At 61.6% G+C, this 16,029-nt stretch carries 12 protein-coding genes and 1 pseudogene; 12 read left to right on the forward strand and 1 reads right to left on the reverse strand.

Annotation, left to right across the window (positions count from 1 at the left end):
- The first annotated feature begins 357 nt into the window (after positions 1-357).
- The gene (locus ABD164_RS17535) at positions 358-627 is read left to right on the forward strand and encodes a hypothetical protein (protein ID WP_344297916.1); all 270 of its coding nucleotides are present in this window, start codon (positions 358-360) and stop codon (positions 625-627) included.
- 5 nt (positions 628-632) lie between these two features.
- Positions 633-1,925, forward strand: coding sequence for a hypothetical protein (locus tag ABD164_RS17540; protein WP_344297917.1), 1,293 nt, complete (start codon positions 633-635; stop codon positions 1,923-1,925).
- Positions 1,926-2,529: 604 nt separating this feature from the next.
- Here ABD164_RS17540 and ABD164_RS17545 read toward each other — a convergent pair.
- On the reverse strand, positions 2,530-3,531 hold the full coding sequence (locus tag ABD164_RS17545) for a DUF2971 domain-containing protein (protein ID WP_344297919.1): 1,002 nt from the start codon (positions 3,529-3,531) through the stop codon (positions 2,530-2,532).
- A 157-nt stretch (positions 3,532-3,688) separates the two neighbouring features.
- Between ABD164_RS17545 and ABD164_RS17550 the strand changes: the two genes are divergently transcribed.
- The 10 genes and pseudogenes from ABD164_RS17550 to ABD164_RS17590 all read left to right on the forward strand — a co-directional run bounded on the left by ABD164_RS17550 (position 3,689) and on the right by ABD164_RS17590 (position 15,745).
- A complete protein-coding gene (locus ABD164_RS17550; protein ID WP_344297921.1) occupies positions 3,689-3,865 on the forward strand; it encodes a DUF3846 domain-containing protein in 177 nt (58 codons plus the stop codon).
- Between the two features lie 620 nt (positions 3,866-4,485).
- The gene (locus ABD164_RS17555) at positions 4,486-6,954 is read left to right on the forward strand and encodes a type I restriction-modification system subunit M (protein ID WP_344297923.1); all 2,469 of its coding nucleotides are present in this window, start codon (positions 4,486-4,488) and stop codon (positions 6,952-6,954) included.
- Between the two features lie 26 nt (positions 6,955-6,980).
- Positions 6,981-7,082, forward strand: a pseudogene (locus ABD164_RS18050) (hypothetical protein); the annotation flags it as partial.
- A gap of 87 nt (positions 7,083-7,169) precedes the next feature.
- Positions 7,170-8,141: a restriction endonuclease subunit S gene (locus ABD164_RS17560; protein WP_344297925.1), complete on the forward strand. Its 972-nt coding sequence runs from the start codon at positions 7,170-7,172 to the stop codon at positions 8,139-8,141.
- A 171-nt stretch (positions 8,142-8,312) separates the two neighbouring features.
- Positions 8,313-11,399, forward strand: a complete 3,087-nt coding sequence (locus tag ABD164_RS17565; protein ID WP_344297927.1) for a type I restriction endonuclease subunit R — start codon at positions 8,313-8,315, stop codon at positions 11,397-11,399.
- Positions 11,386-12,120, forward strand: coding sequence for a M48 family metallopeptidase (locus ABD164_RS17570; protein ID WP_344297929.1), 735 nt, complete (start codon positions 11,386-11,388; stop codon positions 12,118-12,120). The genes ABD164_RS17565 and ABD164_RS17570 overlap by 14 nt, the downstream gene beginning before the upstream one ends.
- Positions 12,117-12,323: an AAA family ATPase gene (locus ABD164_RS17575; protein ID WP_344297931.1), complete on the forward strand. Its 207-nt coding sequence runs from the start codon at positions 12,117-12,119 to the stop codon at positions 12,321-12,323. The genes ABD164_RS17570 and ABD164_RS17575 overlap by 4 nt, the downstream gene beginning before the upstream one ends.
- A gap of 77 nt (positions 12,324-12,400) precedes the next feature.
- Positions 12,401-13,669, forward strand: coding sequence for an N-6 DNA methylase (locus ABD164_RS17580; protein ID WP_344297933.1), 1,269 nt, complete (start codon positions 12,401-12,403; stop codon positions 13,667-13,669).
- Between the two features lies 1 nt (position 13,670).
- A complete protein-coding gene (locus tag ABD164_RS17585) occupies positions 13,671-14,843 on the forward strand; it encodes a restriction endonuclease subunit S domain-containing protein (protein ID WP_344297935.1) in 1,173 nt (390 codons plus the stop codon).
- A complete protein-coding gene (locus ABD164_RS17590; protein WP_344297937.1) occupies positions 14,834-15,745 on the forward strand; it encodes a hypothetical protein in 912 nt (303 codons plus the stop codon). Before ABD164_RS17585 ends, ABD164_RS17590 begins: the two co-directional genes overlap by 10 nt.
- The last annotated feature ends 284 nt before the right edge of the window (positions 15,746-16,029 follow it).

Below are 16,029 nucleotides of genomic sequence, written 5' to 3' on the forward strand. Positions count from 1 at the left end.
CCAGCATCATCGGCATAACCGCGAACACGGCATAACAGCACCTATGCCGACATCGGCATAGCTGCTGGAACGGGCTGAAGTTCCTCGTCGCCGGGCCGGTGACGGCCATCCAACTGTTGCGTGTCCGCGCTCGTGAGACTCGTGCGCGACGCCGCGCGGTGGCAGGCATGCTCCAAACGGATGTCCCTGCGGAGGGCTCCGACGAGCTGGCGTTCGCTTCGGTCGGCGATGTGGGTCAGCTGCGCCGATAGCTGCTCCACCCTTTCAATTGGGATCGTTCGGCACGGCGCATCCGGTGCACCTGCTGTTCGCGTAAGTCTTGTCTCGCACGAGATTCCGCGAACAGGAGGCCTGACAATGACGATCCCGCAGGAGCAGTTCGACGATCTCCTTAGCCGCACCGCGCTGGCAGCGCTGTTCTATTACCCGGAGATCGCCGTCGACGATGCTGAGTACAACCTCGAGAGGGACATCGGCTACTGCATGGAGCCTGTCTTCGCGTTGGCGGAAGAGGATGCCGCGCGGTTGCGCGTCGCGGTCGGTCGTGTGATCACGAACCCGACGGCGCATCGGTCTGAGCTCCTCGCCCTGGTGATCGAACTGGCACCGCCACCCCCGACCGAGTAGCGATCATGAGCGGCCCGATCGACGAGGAACCTGTGCCCGGGAACGGCTCGGCGGATCGAGCGGCTGGCCAGGACGAAGCGGCTCGCGCGAAGAAGCGCGAACAGAACCGCCGCTATCGTGAGCGTCACCCCGAGCAGTACGCCGAGGGACGGCGTCGGTGGGTCGAGGCCAACCGCGACCGGGTTCGCGAATCGAATCGGAGTTGGCGGGCAGAGCACCTCGACCGAGCACGCGAACTCAACCGCGACTCGATGCGGCGCAGCGTCGCGCGGAAGAGAAGGGATGCGGAACAACGCGCCCGCGGACGGGAGCGTGCGAAGCGTTGGCGTGAGGCGCATCCCGAGCGCGTGCGCGAGTATCAAAAGGGTTGGGTGCAGGAGAACCGCGAGAAGGTTCGGGAGTACTACAACCGCTACTACGCGACGCACCGCGATGAGGTGAATGCTCGGGCCGCGGACCGACGCGACGCCGATCCCGAACGGACCCGGCAGGCGCGGAAGGCGTGGGCGGAACGAAACAAGGCTCGGCGGGCGGAGCTTCAGCGCGAACGTCGACATAATCCGGAGGTTTACCGGGCCGAGCTCGACGCGAGCGCCGCGGCACGGAGGTTGAAGCGTCGGCTCGAGCGAGTCGGACTGCCGCCGAAGCGGCTGCACCCGGCGACCGCCGCCGAGCGTCGGCAGCATGAGCGCGAGGCGGAGGCGTACTTCGGGGATCCGAATCTCTCGGAGCACGTGCGGCAGTTCGGTGTCTTCGCAGCGACACTCACGGAGCACATGCTGGAGCACGGTGAGCGCATGCGGGAGTTTGCGGATGCGTACGTGGCGATAAGGGAGCGGATGGGGCTGCCGACCGTGGATGGCGAGCAGGTCACGTATGCCCGGGCTGTCGAAGTCGTCGCCAAGCGCGTGCGGCGCATCGATCTGCTGACGAGCAGAGACGTCGCGGCTGCTGTGCGGAGCACGAAGGCTGGAATTCGTCAAGACGAGCGGAGGCGGCAGTACGAGCATCTGGCTGAGACCCTCGTCGGGCACGTTGCAGGTCACGCCGAACTACTTCGTGAGGAAGCCGAGTTCGAAAACCGGGCGCGGCGTCAGCACGGAAGGCCTCAAGCGTCGCTCGAGTCGCTCGTCGTGCAGCTCGCAATGCAGGAGGTTTTTGAAGTTGTAGCCACGGATCGGTTGACGGTAGAGGATGCTCGCCGCGCTGGCCGAATCACGAAGCTTTCCGTCGGGATACCGGCTGATAGGTACTCCGGCGTTCGGCGGGAGCGAGAGCTTCGCCCACCGGCCCGGTAGCCCCGCTTGGGCCGAGGGTTGAACGCAATCGCCGGAAGCCCGTGGATCGCAACGCGGACCGCGCCCGGGCCGGGCGATACCATCGGCGGATCTATGTGCCCGTGGTTATGGGCGCGCTCGGCCGCAAGCTCACGGGAGGAGGCTCCCATGTTCCAGGGTTTATCCTCGTTGGCACCTCGCCGTTTCGCCTGAATCGCGGTAGCAGGGATTTGATGTTGTCGATGGTCTCTCTGAAGATCGAAACGCGGACACGCCGGCCTCGCATCGACCCGAAGCTTCGACAGGCAGGCAGGACGGTCGCGCCAACCGGGATGCCCGCCTGAGCGATCCCTTCGCCTATCTCGCTGTCGAGGAGTGGCCAACGGCGGCCGGTCCGACTGACTATGCACCGCACCTTGACCGTGAGGTCGCGGGCATAGTGGAGGCCAAGCGCTGACTGTCGGCCCCCGGGACATGCTGACGCAGGCTGAGCGGTCCTCGCGGGGGGATCGCGACGCCTACCGCATTCGTGGCGAGTTTGGTCTGCCCTTTCTCTACCCCACCAACGGCGAAGCCATGCCCTGCCACCTCGCTCGCACTGGCTCAAGAGCCTTGGCAATCTGCCCTAACGGAGCGGGCTCTTCGACTTGATGATGTCCACGCCGCTGTAGCCGGCACTGGATAGCCATCGTTCGACTTCGACCTTCGTGTGCGCGAACGGATTTCCGGGGCCAACGCAAATCGCACGAATTGGTAGACGAGCGGGAGTCGACTGGTAGTATTCCGGATCGTTCGGCTGCCAGTCGCGGTCGAATGGATCTGGCAGCGCACCCGTCAGTTCGATGTACTCGCGTCCGGTGCTTGGATCGACCTTTATCGCCGCCGGAGCGCTTGGCCGGGTTACGGCATAGCGAACCTCGCGCTCGGACTTGAATGCCTTGTGCTTAATGGCAGCGACGCTATCCACGTAGACGCTCTTCGCGCGGTCTCGGAAGATGCTGCCAAGGTCCATGTCGTCGTGCTTGGCGGAAACGTAGGACGCCTCACCGAGCTCCGACATGAGGCGCCCCAGGCCCTCCTCAGCCTGTGCGATCTGGTCCGCCTTGCGATACCTGAGGGTGATCCAGCGGAGGGGCGTCTCCTCGATGTATTGACCTCGGGGGTACGTCTCCGGCTCAACGCCAAGGACAGAAAGGCGGACATCCCTCGGAATTCCGATCGCGAACCCGTCCGGTTTGGCGTAAGCCTTCCACTGGTCAGTGCTGTCCTTGGCACGCGAAAACGACGTGACGAACGCGCTTCCATCAAACGCGGCGCCCGCCGCTATATCGAGTTCCTCCTTGAGCTCACCGAATTCGATCTCGGGGCCCCCGTCCCGGTAGTCCCAGTCACGCTCGAGCTTCTTGAAAGCCTGCCGCACTCGCTTGATGCCCTGGTGCAGCTCCTTGGTGTCGTTCATCGAGCGAATATCCGATGCGCGAAGGATATGCGCGGCGAGGATGATCTCAAGCGTCCAGTGCTTGGTGTAGTGCCACACGAGCTCCTCAGGCGGCGGCGGAAGCTCCGGGCCGATGTCGCCGGGGTCTAGGAAGTGGTTCGGGTCCTCGAACGGCAGCAGCTTGCTCACAAGACGAATGTAGCTGCGCCCGACCACTAGGGAGCGATCGGACGGTTGACGGGCTGTTTGCCGCGCCGTTCAATGCTGGCCAGGCCTCCTTGGTGCCATGCGGCTTCGAACGAGAACCAACCGGGTTGTCGGCCGCTCGCATCAAAGAGGCAGACAGATGGCGAAGGGACTGCTCATCCCATGGGATGGCGCCACTCCGATCGCTGAGCGAGAGTTCGCGAAACTCGAGGACTACCAAGCCGCCGTCGGTGGCTACACCGAACCGGTGTACGTCGTGAGTCAGGGCTGCACTATCGATGGCAATGAGGAGGGCTGCTTCGACGGCTTCCGCTGAACCCGAGGGCCACGTTCATCTGGTGGTTCTACACGCCGGTCGCGAGGCAGCGAGCAATGCTCGTCCGCAACGCCGCTCTTGTCAGGCTTCCCGACGCGCCGGCGAATCGACCGATGTTCCAAGCGAGCTGCTCGCGCCGCTCACGCACCAAAGCAGCTTCGCTGTCGAGGTGAAGACGATCGGCGACGAAAGTGGTACCGCAACGGAGTCGCATTCGAGGAGTTCACGGAAGCAATGGTCTGGGGGATCCTCCTGCTCGAACGGTGGACACTCTCGGAAGATGTGCGCGACGTCGCGATTGACGTCGAGATGCACCAGTGATCTCCCCGCCTGCCCGGCCCCCCGTTGATCGCGTGCGCGATCAACGGGGGCCGGCATTTCCGATTCCGCCGTCTCCAAGCGGTAGTCGTTGGAGAAAATCCCTGATCGTAAGAATATATAGAGGCAGAATTGTGCGCGTGGTTCGACGCAACTCTCGGCGAATCGCCCGAAGTGGCGACAGCCCTATGTCGGCCTCCGCCGATAGCCTGAACTCGCCCATTTCAGCGACTACTAACACCATCACCCCACCGTGGAAGAGACGAACACACGAATATGGCATGCGCCCCGCTCAAGACAACATGCACGACAAGGTCGCCGAAGGCGGTGGCGTGGTAGTGGCTCTCAAGAAGTCGGACTTGTATGGCTCGCTCTGGAAGAGCGCGGACGAGCTTCGTGGTGGCATGGATGCAAGTCAGTACAAGGATTACGTCCTGACTCTGCTCTTCGTGAAGTACGTCTCTGACAAGGCCAAGGCAGACCCGAACAGTCTCATCGAGGTCCCCGAGGATGGGTCGTTCGACGCCATGCTCAAGGCCAAGGGGGACAAGGAGATCGGCGACCGATTCAACAAGGTCATCGGCAAGCTCGCCGACGCGAACGGCCTGCGCAACGTAATTGATCAGGCGGACTTTAACGACGAGGAGAAGCTCGGCAAGGGCAAGGAGATGCAGGATCGCCTCTCCAAGCTCGTGACGATCTTCAACGAACTCGACTTTCGGGGCTCCCGCGCCGAGGGCGACGACCTGCTCGGTGATGCCTACGAGTACCTGATGCGCCACTTTGCCACCGAGTCCGGCAAGAGCAAGGGCCAGTTCTACACCCCTGCAGAGGTTTCCCGGATCCTCGCCAAGGTCGTCGGTATAAACAACAAGACTCGGCAGGACCAGACGGTCTACGACCCCGCTTGCGGATCCGGTTCCCTGTTGCTCAAGGCCGCCGACGAGGCGCCGCGAGGGATGACCATCTATGGCCAAGAGAAGGACATTGCCACCTGGGCCCTTGCCAAGATGAACATGATCCTTCACGGCAACGAGATCGCGGAGATCGAAAAAGGCGACACGATCACCAGCCCGGAGTTCACTATCGGCAACAGTCTCAGGACGTTCGACTACGTCGTCATGAACCCGCCGTTCTCGACCAAGTCATGGAGTAATGGGCTCGAGAACGACTACGGCCGCTTCGAGTATGGCCGACCCCCAGAAAAGAACGGCGACTTTGCCTTCCTGCTGCACGCGCTGAAGTCACTCAAGAGCACAGGCAAGGCCGCGATCATCCTCCCGCACGGTGTCCTGTTTCGCGGCAACGCCGAAGGCAACATTCGCACCCGACTGCTCAAGCAGGGCTTCATTAAGGGAATCATCGGCCTGCCCGCCAACCTCTTCTACGGCACCGGCATCCCGGCCTGCATCGTCATCCTCGACAAAGAACACGCTGTCGCGCGCACCGGCGTCTTCATGATCGACGCATCCAAGGGCTTCATCAAGGACGGCAACAAGAACCGTCTCCGCAGCCAGGACATCCACAAGATCGTCGACACGTTCAACAAGCAGATCGAGATCCCGCGCTATTCGCGAATGGTCCCGATGGGGGAGATCGCTGACCCGAAGAACGACTACAACCTCAACATCCCGCGTTACATCGACTCGTCCGAGCCGGAAGACCTCCAGGATCTCCACGCCCACCTGCATGGCGGAATCCCGAACCGCGATCTCGACGCGCTCAGCGCCTATTGGGACGCCTTCCCGCAGCTCCGAACCCAACTCTTCGCGCCGAACCGTCCCGACTACAGCGACCTGACCATCGACGTTGCCGACGTACAGCAGAGCATCCTCGACTCTCCTGAATTCCGAAAGTTCGCCGAGGGAGCCAGCGGACTCACCGCTGACTGGTTCGCTGCCCACCGCAACGCTCTCGCCGCCATCGACGAGAACACCAAGCCCGCCGAGCTAGTCCGCGATATCAGCGATGACCTGCTCGTCCGGTTCAAGCCAGTACCGCTCCTCGACGAGTACGACGTCTACGAGCAGCTCATGGCCTACTGGCACGAGACCATGCACGACGACGTCTTCCTGGTCATGAACGATGGCTGGCTCAACGCGGCGAAGCCCCGTAGGACTATCGAGGACAAGGACCGCAAACTCGCCGAGACTCCCGACCTCGTCATCGGAACGGGGCGCAGTGCTCAAAAGTACAAGATGGATCTCGTGCCGCCTGCGCTTATCGTCGCTCGGTACTTCGCCGAGGACCAAGCCCAGCTCGACGCACTTACCCCGGCGGCCGAGGAAGCCACACACGCCATTGTGGAGTACGTCGAGGAACACGCCGTCGAGGACGGTCTCTTGGCCGAGGCGATGGACGACGACAAGATCTCGAAGGCGCTCGCCACCGCACGTCTGCGCGTCGCCAAGCGCGAGAAGTTCGACCAGGACGAAGTCAAAGCTCTGGAACACCTCATCAAGCTCTACGACGCCGAGGCAGCAGCCAAGAAAACGATCAAGGAGGCACAAGCGGCTCTGGATCTCTCCGTACTCAAGAAATACGGAGAGCTCACCGAGTCCGACGTGAAGAGTCTCGTGATGGACGACAAGTGGCAAGCGACGGTCGCCCGTCGAGTGTCGGCGGAGGTCGAGGCGCTCACGCTCGTGCTTGTCGAGCGGATCCAGGAGGTAGGGCAGCGGTACCGCGCGACTCTCGATGATCTGATGGCCGACTTCGACGAACTCGACGCGAAACTATCGGAGCACTTGGCTGCGATGGGGGTCAAATGAATCCGCCGGCTGATGTCCCATGGCCTATGCGCTCGATCTCTGACATCGCAGACTTCGGTTCGGGTGACCTGATCAGTGTGGCTCAGCTCCAACGACGTCGTTCGCCTCGCTTTTCGGTTCCGGTGTATGGCGGAAATGGCATCGCTGGGTTCACTAGCACTGCCACCGTCAGCGGTCCGACTGTGATCCTCGGTCGCGTTGGTCAGAAGTGTGGTGTGGTCTACCGGAACAGTGGGCCCGCGTGGATAACCGACAACGCCCTCTATGCACGGCGCTTCAAGCGTCCACTTGACGTTCGCTTCTTTGCCCTGGCGCTGGAAGCAGCCCGGCTAAACGACATGAAGAACAAGAATGACCTGCCGCTGATCACGCAGGGGATCCTGAACGACGTGAAGCTCGCCTGGCCGCACTCAATGGCGGAGCAAAGCGCTATCGCTGACGCGGTGGATGACGTGGACCAGTGCATCGGCGCCCTGGAACGGCTCGTCGCCAAGAAGCAAGCGATCAAGCAAAGCTTTATCCAACAGCTCTTGACGGGAGATGTGCGGCTGCCTGGGTTCGACCAGCCTTGGGTCTCGCTTCCAGTTGCTTCGCGTTCAGTCTTGAAAGCCCGCATTGGCTGGCAGGGGCTCAAGACCGAGGAGTATCGAGAGACCGGCACACATCGACTGGTCGGCGGAACCGAGTTCGCAGACGGTCGTGTCGACTGGAGCAAGACCCCGTTCGTCGACAAGTGGCGCTATGACCAGGACAGCTACATTCAGCTCCGACCGGGTGATGTCCTTCTGACCAAGGATGGATCGATTGGGAAGACCGCCTTCGTCCATGACGTTCCGGGCCCGGCGACACTGAATAGCGGGGTCTTCGTGATTCGGCCCGTCCGCGAGGCATACGAACCTCGATTCCTCTATTTCATGCTGCGATCACGATTCTTCGAGGACTTCATCGGACGTCTCACGGCCGGGTCGACGATCAATCACCTGTACCAGCGCGACCTCGTAACGCTTGTGTTGCCGGCTCCAGCGTCGCTCGAGGAGCAGCGGAAGATCGCCGAAGTTCTTTCGGATGCCGAAGCTGAAGTCGGGGCGCTGCAAACACGCCTGGCCAAGACTCGCGCTATCAAGACCGGCATGATGCAGCAGCTCCTCTCCGGCCGCACTCAGCTACCCGCGGAGGCTGCTTCGTGATTACCGAGTGGGCCATCAACGAAACGGACACTTCGTCAAAATGACCGTGATGCGCAACACCAGCAGCTCCAGGGGTCGGCAAGGGCTCTCCGAGCAGGAAGCCCTGGAGTTTCTCGCCGCACTCAGCGTCCTAGCTCGTTGGGTGGATGCATCGGAAGTGGAGACCGTCTTGTGAGCGACGTCGGACAGATCGAGCGCAAGGCGCAGGATCGCGTGGTCCAGCTGTTCAGGGAGCAGCTGAGCTACGACTACTTGGGTAACTGGGAGTACCGCGAGGGCAATTCGAACCTTGAGGTGGGCTTGCTGACGCAGAACCTCAAGGCCCGTGGCTATGACGACAACCTGATCAGCCGTGCCCTTGACCAACTAACCAAGGCGGCATCCGTCGGTGCCGGCCATGACCTCTACGAGGCCAATCGAGATGTGTATCGACTCCTCCGTTTCGGCGTGAAGGTGAAGCCACGAATCGGCGACCAAACCGAAACGGTCCGCCTGATCGAATGGGCCAACCCGCAGGCGAACCACTTTGTGGTCGTTGAGGAGGTAACAGTCCTCGGGCTGCACAACAAGCGGCCAGACATCGTGCTCTACGTAAATGGAATCGCGCTGGCGACCATCGAGCTGAAGCGCTCGATCGTGTCGCTCTCCGAAGGCATCCGCCAGAGCATTGGCAATCAGAAGCCAGAGTTCATCCGGCCGTTTTTCTCAACCGTCCAGTTCCTATTCGCCGGCAACGATGTCGAAGGGCTGCGTTACGGCGTTATCGATACCCCTGAGAAGTACTGGCTGGAATGGAAGGAGCCGTCGGACATCGACGATCGTCTGGATCGTTCGCTCCTCCAACTCTGCAACAAGGATCGTTTCCTCGAGCTGATCCACGACTTCACCGTCTTCGACGCTGGCGTCAAGAAGGGTCCGCGCCACAACCAGTATTTCGGTGTCAAGGCTGCCCAGGCGCGCATCGCAAAGCGTGAGGGCGGCATCATCTGGCACACCCAAGGTTCGGGCAAGAGCCTCACCATGGTGTGGCTCGCGAAGTGGATCCGCGAGCACCAAGTCGATCCAAGGGTTCTTCTGATCACCGACCGCACCGACCTCGACGAACAGATTGAAGGAGTGTTCAAGGGTGTCAACGAGCAGATCTACCGGACGTCAAGCGGCGCTGACCTGCTGGACACTCTGAATAAATCGCAGGAGTGGTTGATCTGCTCGCTCGTGCACAAGTTCCGAAGCGGCGATGACGATAACGCCCTCGAAGAGGCCGGCGACGAGTTCATCAAGGAGTTAAACGCCGCGATCCCCAAGGACTTCAAGGCGAAGGGCAACCTCTTCGTCTTCGTGGACGAGGCGCACCGGACTCAGTCGGGAAAAATGCACCGGGCGATGAAGCAGCTCATGCCCGACGCGATGTTCATCGGCTTTACCGGCACCCCGCTGCTCAAAGCCGACAAGGCCACGAGCATCGAGGCTTTTGGCTCCTTCATACACACGTACAAGTTCGATGAAGCCGTTGATGATGGGGTGGTCCTTGACCTTCGCTACGAAGCTCGCAACGTCGACCAGAACCTGACGTCGCCACGGCAGGTCGACAAGTGGTTCGAGATTAAGACCAAAGGCATGACCGACCTCAGCAAAGCCGAGCTCAAGAAGCGCTGGGGCACCATGCAGAAGGTCGTGTCGTCTGAGCCGCGGGCGAAGCAGATCGTCAACGACATCCTGGTTGACATGGAGACCAAGCCTCGGCTGATGGATGGCCGCGGCAACGCAATGCTCGTCGGCGCGAGCATCTACCAGGCGTGCAAGTTCTACGAAATGTTCGTGGCTGCCGGGTTCCAGGGCAAGTGCGCCATCGTCACCAGCTACGCTCCGAACCCGGGCGACATCGCCAAGGAAGACTCCGGCGAGGGCAAAACCGAGAAGATCCGCCAATACGACATCTACCGGAAGATGTTGGCCGACTATTTCAACGAGTCCGAAGATGCCGTAATGGGCAAGGTCGAGGAGTTCGAGAAGGCCGTCAAGAAGCAGTTCGTCGAGAACCCGGGTCAGATGCGCCTGCTCATCGTCGTCGACAAGCTACTCACCGGATTCGACGCACCCAGCGCGACGTACCTCTACATCGACAAGAAGATGAGCGACCATGGCCTCTTCCAAGCTATCTGCCGCGTCAACCGTCTCGACGGTGACGACAAGGACTACGGCTACATCGTCGACTACCAGGACCTCTTCAATTCACTTGAGAATGCGATCACCGACTACACGTCTGGCGCGCTTGATGGTTACGAGAAGAATGACATCGAGGGCCTGCTGACCGATCGCATCGACAAGGCTCGCGAAGACCTCGACGAAGCTCTTGAGCGGGTTCGGGCGCTGATTGAGCCAATCGCGCCACCCAAGAACACCCTGCAATACCAGCAGTACTTCTGTGCGATCGAGCCGGGCAACGCTGAGCAGCTCAAGGCCAATGAGCCGAAGCGGGTTGAGCTCTACAAGTCTGTCGCGGCCGTGACACGCGCATACGCAAACCTCGCGAACGAGATGACCACCGCGGGCTACACCGAGGCCCAGGCCGAGGCGATCCGCGCCGAGATCGCCCATTACGTCAACGTGCGAGCGGAGGTAAAGCTTGGCTCGGGGGAGGATGTCGACTTCAAGCAATACGAAGCAGGCATGCGGTTCCTGCTCGATACCTACATCCAAGCCAGCGCCTCCGAAGTTATCTCAACGTTCGAGGACGCGGGTTTGATCGACCTGATCGTCAAGCTCGGGGCCGGAGCACTCGACAAGCTGCCTCAAGGCATCAGGTCCAGTCACGAGGCCGTTGCCGAAACGATCATCAACAACATGCGCAAGCTGATCATCGACGAGCGAGCACTGAACCCCAAGTTCTACGACCGGATGAGCGAGCTGCTCGAGGCCATCATCGAGGAAAGACGCCAGAACGCGATCGAGTACGAGGAGTATCTTGCTCGCCTCCTCGGTGCCGCACAGCAACTCGGCAGCAAGGAATTCGCGACCGTCTATCCCGACTGGGCAGACAACGGGGCCAAGCGGGCACTTGTGGACTTCTTTGCCCCCGATGATCAGCTGGCCCGGAAAGTCGACAAAGTCGTCCGGAACACGAAGCCGGACTCCTGGGTTGGCAACAAACTCAAGGAGCGAAAGGTCGAGAACGCTATTCGCGCTTCCGTGCCCGCAGAGTTCGGAGAATTTGACGAACTGTTCAATCTGGTGAAGGCGCGAAATGAGTACCGCTAGCGCCTTCATCACCGTCCGCGGCATCAACGTCGATGTCGTCTACAAGGACATCAAGAATCTGCATATCGGCGTCTACCCGCCGTTGGGTCGCGTCCGCGTCGCCGCGCCGGCGCGACTGGACGACGAGCAAGTGCGGCTGGCCGTCATCCAGCGGCTGCCGTGGATCAAACGGCAGCGCGATCAGCTGCGGAACGCGGCGCGCCAGTCTGAGCGCGAGATGACGACCGGCGAGTCTCACTACGTCTGGGGTGTCCGCCGCCGTCTCAAGGTCGTTGAGCGCCCTGGTCGTGCCCACCTGGAGGTCGAGGGCGAACGCCTCGTCTTGTATGTACCCTCGGACACCTCCTCCGAGAAGCGGCGCCAACTTCTCGATGCGTGGTACCGCGAACAACTTCGCCATGCTGTCCTCCCGCTCGTGTCCCGATGGGAATCGAAGCTCGATGTCAGCGTGCCGAGCTGGACGATCCGCCGCATGAAAACCAAGTGGGGATCATGCAATCGGGAGAGCCGACACCTTTGGTTTAATGTCGAGCTTGCCAAGAAGCATCCAGACTGCTTGGAGTACATCGTCGTCCACGAAATGACTCACTACTTCGAGCGAAATCACGGCGAGGGGTTCGCAAGGCTCATGGATACGCACTTGCCAGATTGGCGCGCTCGCCGCGATGAGCTGAACAGGTCGCCTCTTGCGGACGAAGAGTGGGGTCGAAGCTCGGAATGAAGATCCAACGACTCCAGATTGACAACTTCAGAGGAATCAAGGCGCTCGACTGGAAGCTGCCGGTCGCCGAACAGTTGATCAGCCTCGTCGGTGCTGGCGACAGCGGCAAGTCAATCATTCTTGAGGCCATCCACTTCTTGCATGGCGACCGCTGGAACATCACGTTCTCCGAAGTTCGAAATCCCAGCCTCCGGTGCACGTAGGCCCCGCGGCAGTTTGCTGACGGTCGGTCTCGGTTGGTATTTTCATCGGCTGCCCTATCGAGGAGGAGGTGAGTCGGGTGGAAGATGCGATCAAGCGCGAGCTCGAGCACGCTGGATTTGAGTTTGTGCAGGCTCAGCCTCGTCTGGGGGAACTCCGCAACCTGCGTCCAGACCTGATCGGCTGGGCTGCCGACGCCTATGGTGAACTAGTTCCGTGGGCCGTTGTCGAGTCCAAGCGCCGTCTCGATAAGCCCGAGCTCGCGCTGGCCGAGCTGGCCCGGTACCGGGAGCTCCTCCACACGGTGGAACACTACTTGGTGCTCGACGGCCAATGGTTTCGCGCGGGCGACGGCCTTCGCTCAATCGAGCCAGTCGATGCCCCGCTGGCCCCCCGCTACGGCGGCGGCGGCGAGTTGCGAGATCTCTCGCTGGCCACCTCTCTCATCGCAGAACGCCTATGGCGATCAGCCGACCGTGCTCGTACCCATGGACGGAGTGCGCTCGACGCCGCTCCGCAGATCATCAGGGATACGGCTCAGCAGGGCATCCAGATTGCCCCCGGAGCGTTCGCGCGCGTTGCGCCGAAGACGATGTTCCAAGCTGTACGACGGGTCGTGATGAGCGCCACAGAACGAGGCCAGTATCGTGAGTCATTCAGCTTGACCCCCGTTCTCGCAGCAGCCATGGCTGCCCTGGTCGGTAACAAGCTCAGTGGTACTGTACTTGACCCGTTCGCTGGAGTCGGCACGCTGCTGTGGTCAGTTGCGGATCGTGCGGTTGATGAGCAGGCTGATGTCAACCTGCGTGGGAATGAGACGAACTCGTTGGTCCTCGATGTGGCTGCCGCGATCGGATCTGCCAGCCCTCTCCCGGTCTCGTTTGAAGCTCATGATGAGTACTTCGGTCTAGTAGAGCTTGCGGACGCCATTGTCACGGTGCCGCCGTTTGGTTTCAGTTTCCAGCCGAGCGGTGCTCACTACGAACTGCTGAATGGACATCGGGCGCGCGACGGCGATGTGGCAAACGTCGACAAGATCCTCCGCAGGCTCGCGCCGGGTGGACGAGCGGTGATCCTAGTGCCGAGCGGATTCACGTTCCGCGCGAGCGGCGAGGAATATAGGCGGTTCTTAGCGTCTCGCTTCAGGGTGGCGGCACTGTTGGGCTTGGAAGGAGCGCTCCAACCACACACGAGCGTATCGACCGTGTTGATGGTCATCGACCATGCGGAGCCGGGGGAGACGTTCGTCGCTCAGTTGGCCGGCGACTGGCAGTCGCAATTGTCGCCCGGCGGAGCTGCACTCGGCGCGGCTCTCGACCACATCGACGGGCGCACGGCGAGGATCTGACGTGCTCGCGCCTATCATCGTTGACCTGCGCTCAGAGGGTTCTTGGGACCTGGCGCGCCTGACCGCTGATTCATTCCGCTGGCCCGTCGACTACCCCCTCCGCTCGCTCGACGAGCTCGCTTCGACGGTCTACGCCGTCAGCACGCCCCCAGAAGGTGCCTGGGTTATTACGCCCGGTGGACTTGATGCCCGCACTGGTGGCGTCCGTCGCCGATCCGATAAGCACCTCGGGAGCGTCTACCAAGTCGGTGAAAGCGGCAAAGGCCTACGCCCCGGCGATCTGCTTATCCCCCCACGCGCCGAACTGCCCGTGCTGCACGTCAGCGAGGCGCTGCTGGGTTCGCTGGTTTCATCAGCGTTCATTGCTCTCCGACCCGTCGAGAACTCCCTTTGGTTGTGGGGCGTGCTGAACTCGAAGGAGGGCAAGCAGCTCCGGACCTTGGCGTCGACCTCCGCGAATGGCATTCCCGGGAAGCGCGCACAGCTCCTCGAACTACAGATCCCATGGGCACCATTGGCGATCGTCCAGGACATTCAACCCGTGCTACGGGCATTGGAAGAGGCTAGCCACGGGGATGAAGAGGAAGCGCCGACGTCGTGGTGGCGGGTGGCGAATCTCGCCACGACTGAGTGGCGCTTGGCCCTCGCCACTCCTCGTCCTGAGCTGCTCGAGAAAGGTTTCCCCCTTAGCGAGCTCGTTGAGACCACCCGCCGAGGCGTGTCAGACGTTCGGCACCCGTTGGCCGAGCATCCCCGGCCGGACGATCTCCCAGTGCTCGACGCATCGTGGCTACGAAATGGCAAGATCCGCCGGTGGAGCTCACCCGAGAGTGCTCGGGCGACGATCCGTACAGGCGATGCCGATGTCGTCATGGCCGCGTATGGACCGTCGCCCCAGGCGGTGGTTGCGCCCGCGGGTTACGTCGTCGATACCAGCGTCTATGCCTTGACCCTCCGCGAGCCCTCCCTGGCCCCAGGGCTGGTCCGCTACCTGAACAGCCGCACCGGCCAAAGCATGCGCAGGATGCGACTGTCAGGCACGATGCAGAAGCTCAACTTGGGTGATGTGCGCAAGTTGCAGGTGACGGAACGAGTGTACGAGCCCGTCGACGGGATGTACGCAGCCCCGCTGCCGCCGCTCGAGGAGCGCTTGGAGCCCGTGCTATGGGCATGAACTGTGCCTTGTCGCCACTCGTCTACGCAGAGTTGTATCGACTCGTTGCCGCCACGGTCGACTGGCAGGACGCCATCGATGAGCGCCTCGACAACGGCGGTCTCTACCCCGAGTGGCTGGCGATGGCGGCTGAGAAGTATGAGGCGAAGTGGATTGAGCAAGCGAATGCTTCTGACCCATATCTGGTTGCCGAAGAGCACGCCGAACTCGCTAGCTGGATCCTCGCCGCGCTGCGCTTGAAAAGGCCCAGCACTGCGTTTAGTCAGGAACTCCGGGACTCCATCCTTAGCCGATACCGTGCAGATGTCGACCCCGGCGCCGGGCAATCGCCTGAGGGTTTCCTCGTTGCAGTTGTCAGTTGGACGCTCGGGAAGGTAATCGGAAGCTATGACGTCGACCTGCCAGTCATGCCTGCCCGCCTCCCACTCGACGATGCTGTTGGTGCGGCCTACGAGGGCCTCGTCCAGCACACAGCGCATCTCGGGGAAGTTCATGGGGTGCCGTGGCCAGAAATGCTGGGCACCTCGACATATTGGCGTGGTGCGGGGATTGCCGAGGCGATGCAGCCAGACCAGGAGCACCTGTCTGACGCAATCGGATGGCTGGTGAGCGGGTCACGACCTCACCTGGAGGAGCGAGACCACGACCTCATTCGAAAGCACTGGCAGGGCCCGTTTATCACCAACCGAAATGTCGTTACGCACGTCAGAACTGACCGTGGCACGACCTTCGAGTCAGCGAGTGGGACGGCGGGAGACAAGCAGGCGATCCGTCCGACACTCCTCGGCATTACCCAGTTCGTCTTCCAGCAGGTGTCCGAGGAACTCGCGAATCAGTCCTCTCGGAAGGAATGGGGCACCCTCTGGGACAACAAGCTGGTCTACGACGTCGAGGTCTATTAGCCATCAAGCTGGCGCTGACCTCGCAGCATGCGCCGTCCTTGCTGGGCACTAGCCGGCGGCAGCACGTCACCATGCGATTCGTTGCCAGATCTCCAGCCCAACCGGCGATCTCCGTGACTGTTTTGGGGGTCCGAGAACGACGGTCCCTCCGCACGAACGGTCCGCGGCGTTGCCTCCTTCTGGGGCGATCGAATGCTCAGTTTCTACGTTGATCGGAGGCTGACAGTAGTTGTAAGCGGGGGGCATCCACTTGTTGGGGCCTTTTTGGGTCCTTTTTGATCCAC

This window comes from Agromyces neolithicus (assembly GCF_039529735.1).
GTDB lineage: Bacteria > Actinomycetota > Actinomycetes > Actinomycetales > Microbacteriaceae > Agromyces > Agromyces neolithicus.

Excerpts from the sequence above, each read along its gene's own strand:
- ABD164_RS17575 (WP_344297931.1), top strand. The coding sequence starts at position 12,117 with ATGAAGATCCAACGACTCCAGATTGACAACTTCAGAGGAATCAAGGCG.
- ABD164_RS17535 (WP_344297916.1), top strand. The coding sequence starts at position 358 with ATGACGATCCCGCAGGAGCAGTTCGACGATCTCCTTAGCCGCACCGCG.
- ABD164_RS17590 (WP_344297937.1), top strand. The coding sequence starts at position 14,834 with ATGGGCATGAACTGTGCCTTGTCGCCACTCGTCTACGCAGAGTTGTAT.
- ABD164_RS17570 (WP_344297929.1), top strand. The coding sequence starts at position 11,386 with ATGAGTACCGCTAGCGCCTTCATCACCGTCCGCGGCATCAACGTCGAT.
- ABD164_RS17550 (WP_344297921.1), top strand. The coding sequence starts at position 3,689 with ATGGCGAAGGGACTGCTCATCCCATGGGATGGCGCCACTCCGATCGCT.
- ABD164_RS17540 (WP_344297917.1), top strand. The coding sequence starts at position 633 with ATGAGCGGCCCGATCGACGAGGAACCTGTGCCCGGGAACGGCTCGGCG.
- ABD164_RS17555 (WP_344297923.1), top strand. The coding sequence starts at position 4,486 with ATGCACGACAAGGTCGCCGAAGGCGGTGGCGTGGTAGTGGCTCTCAAG.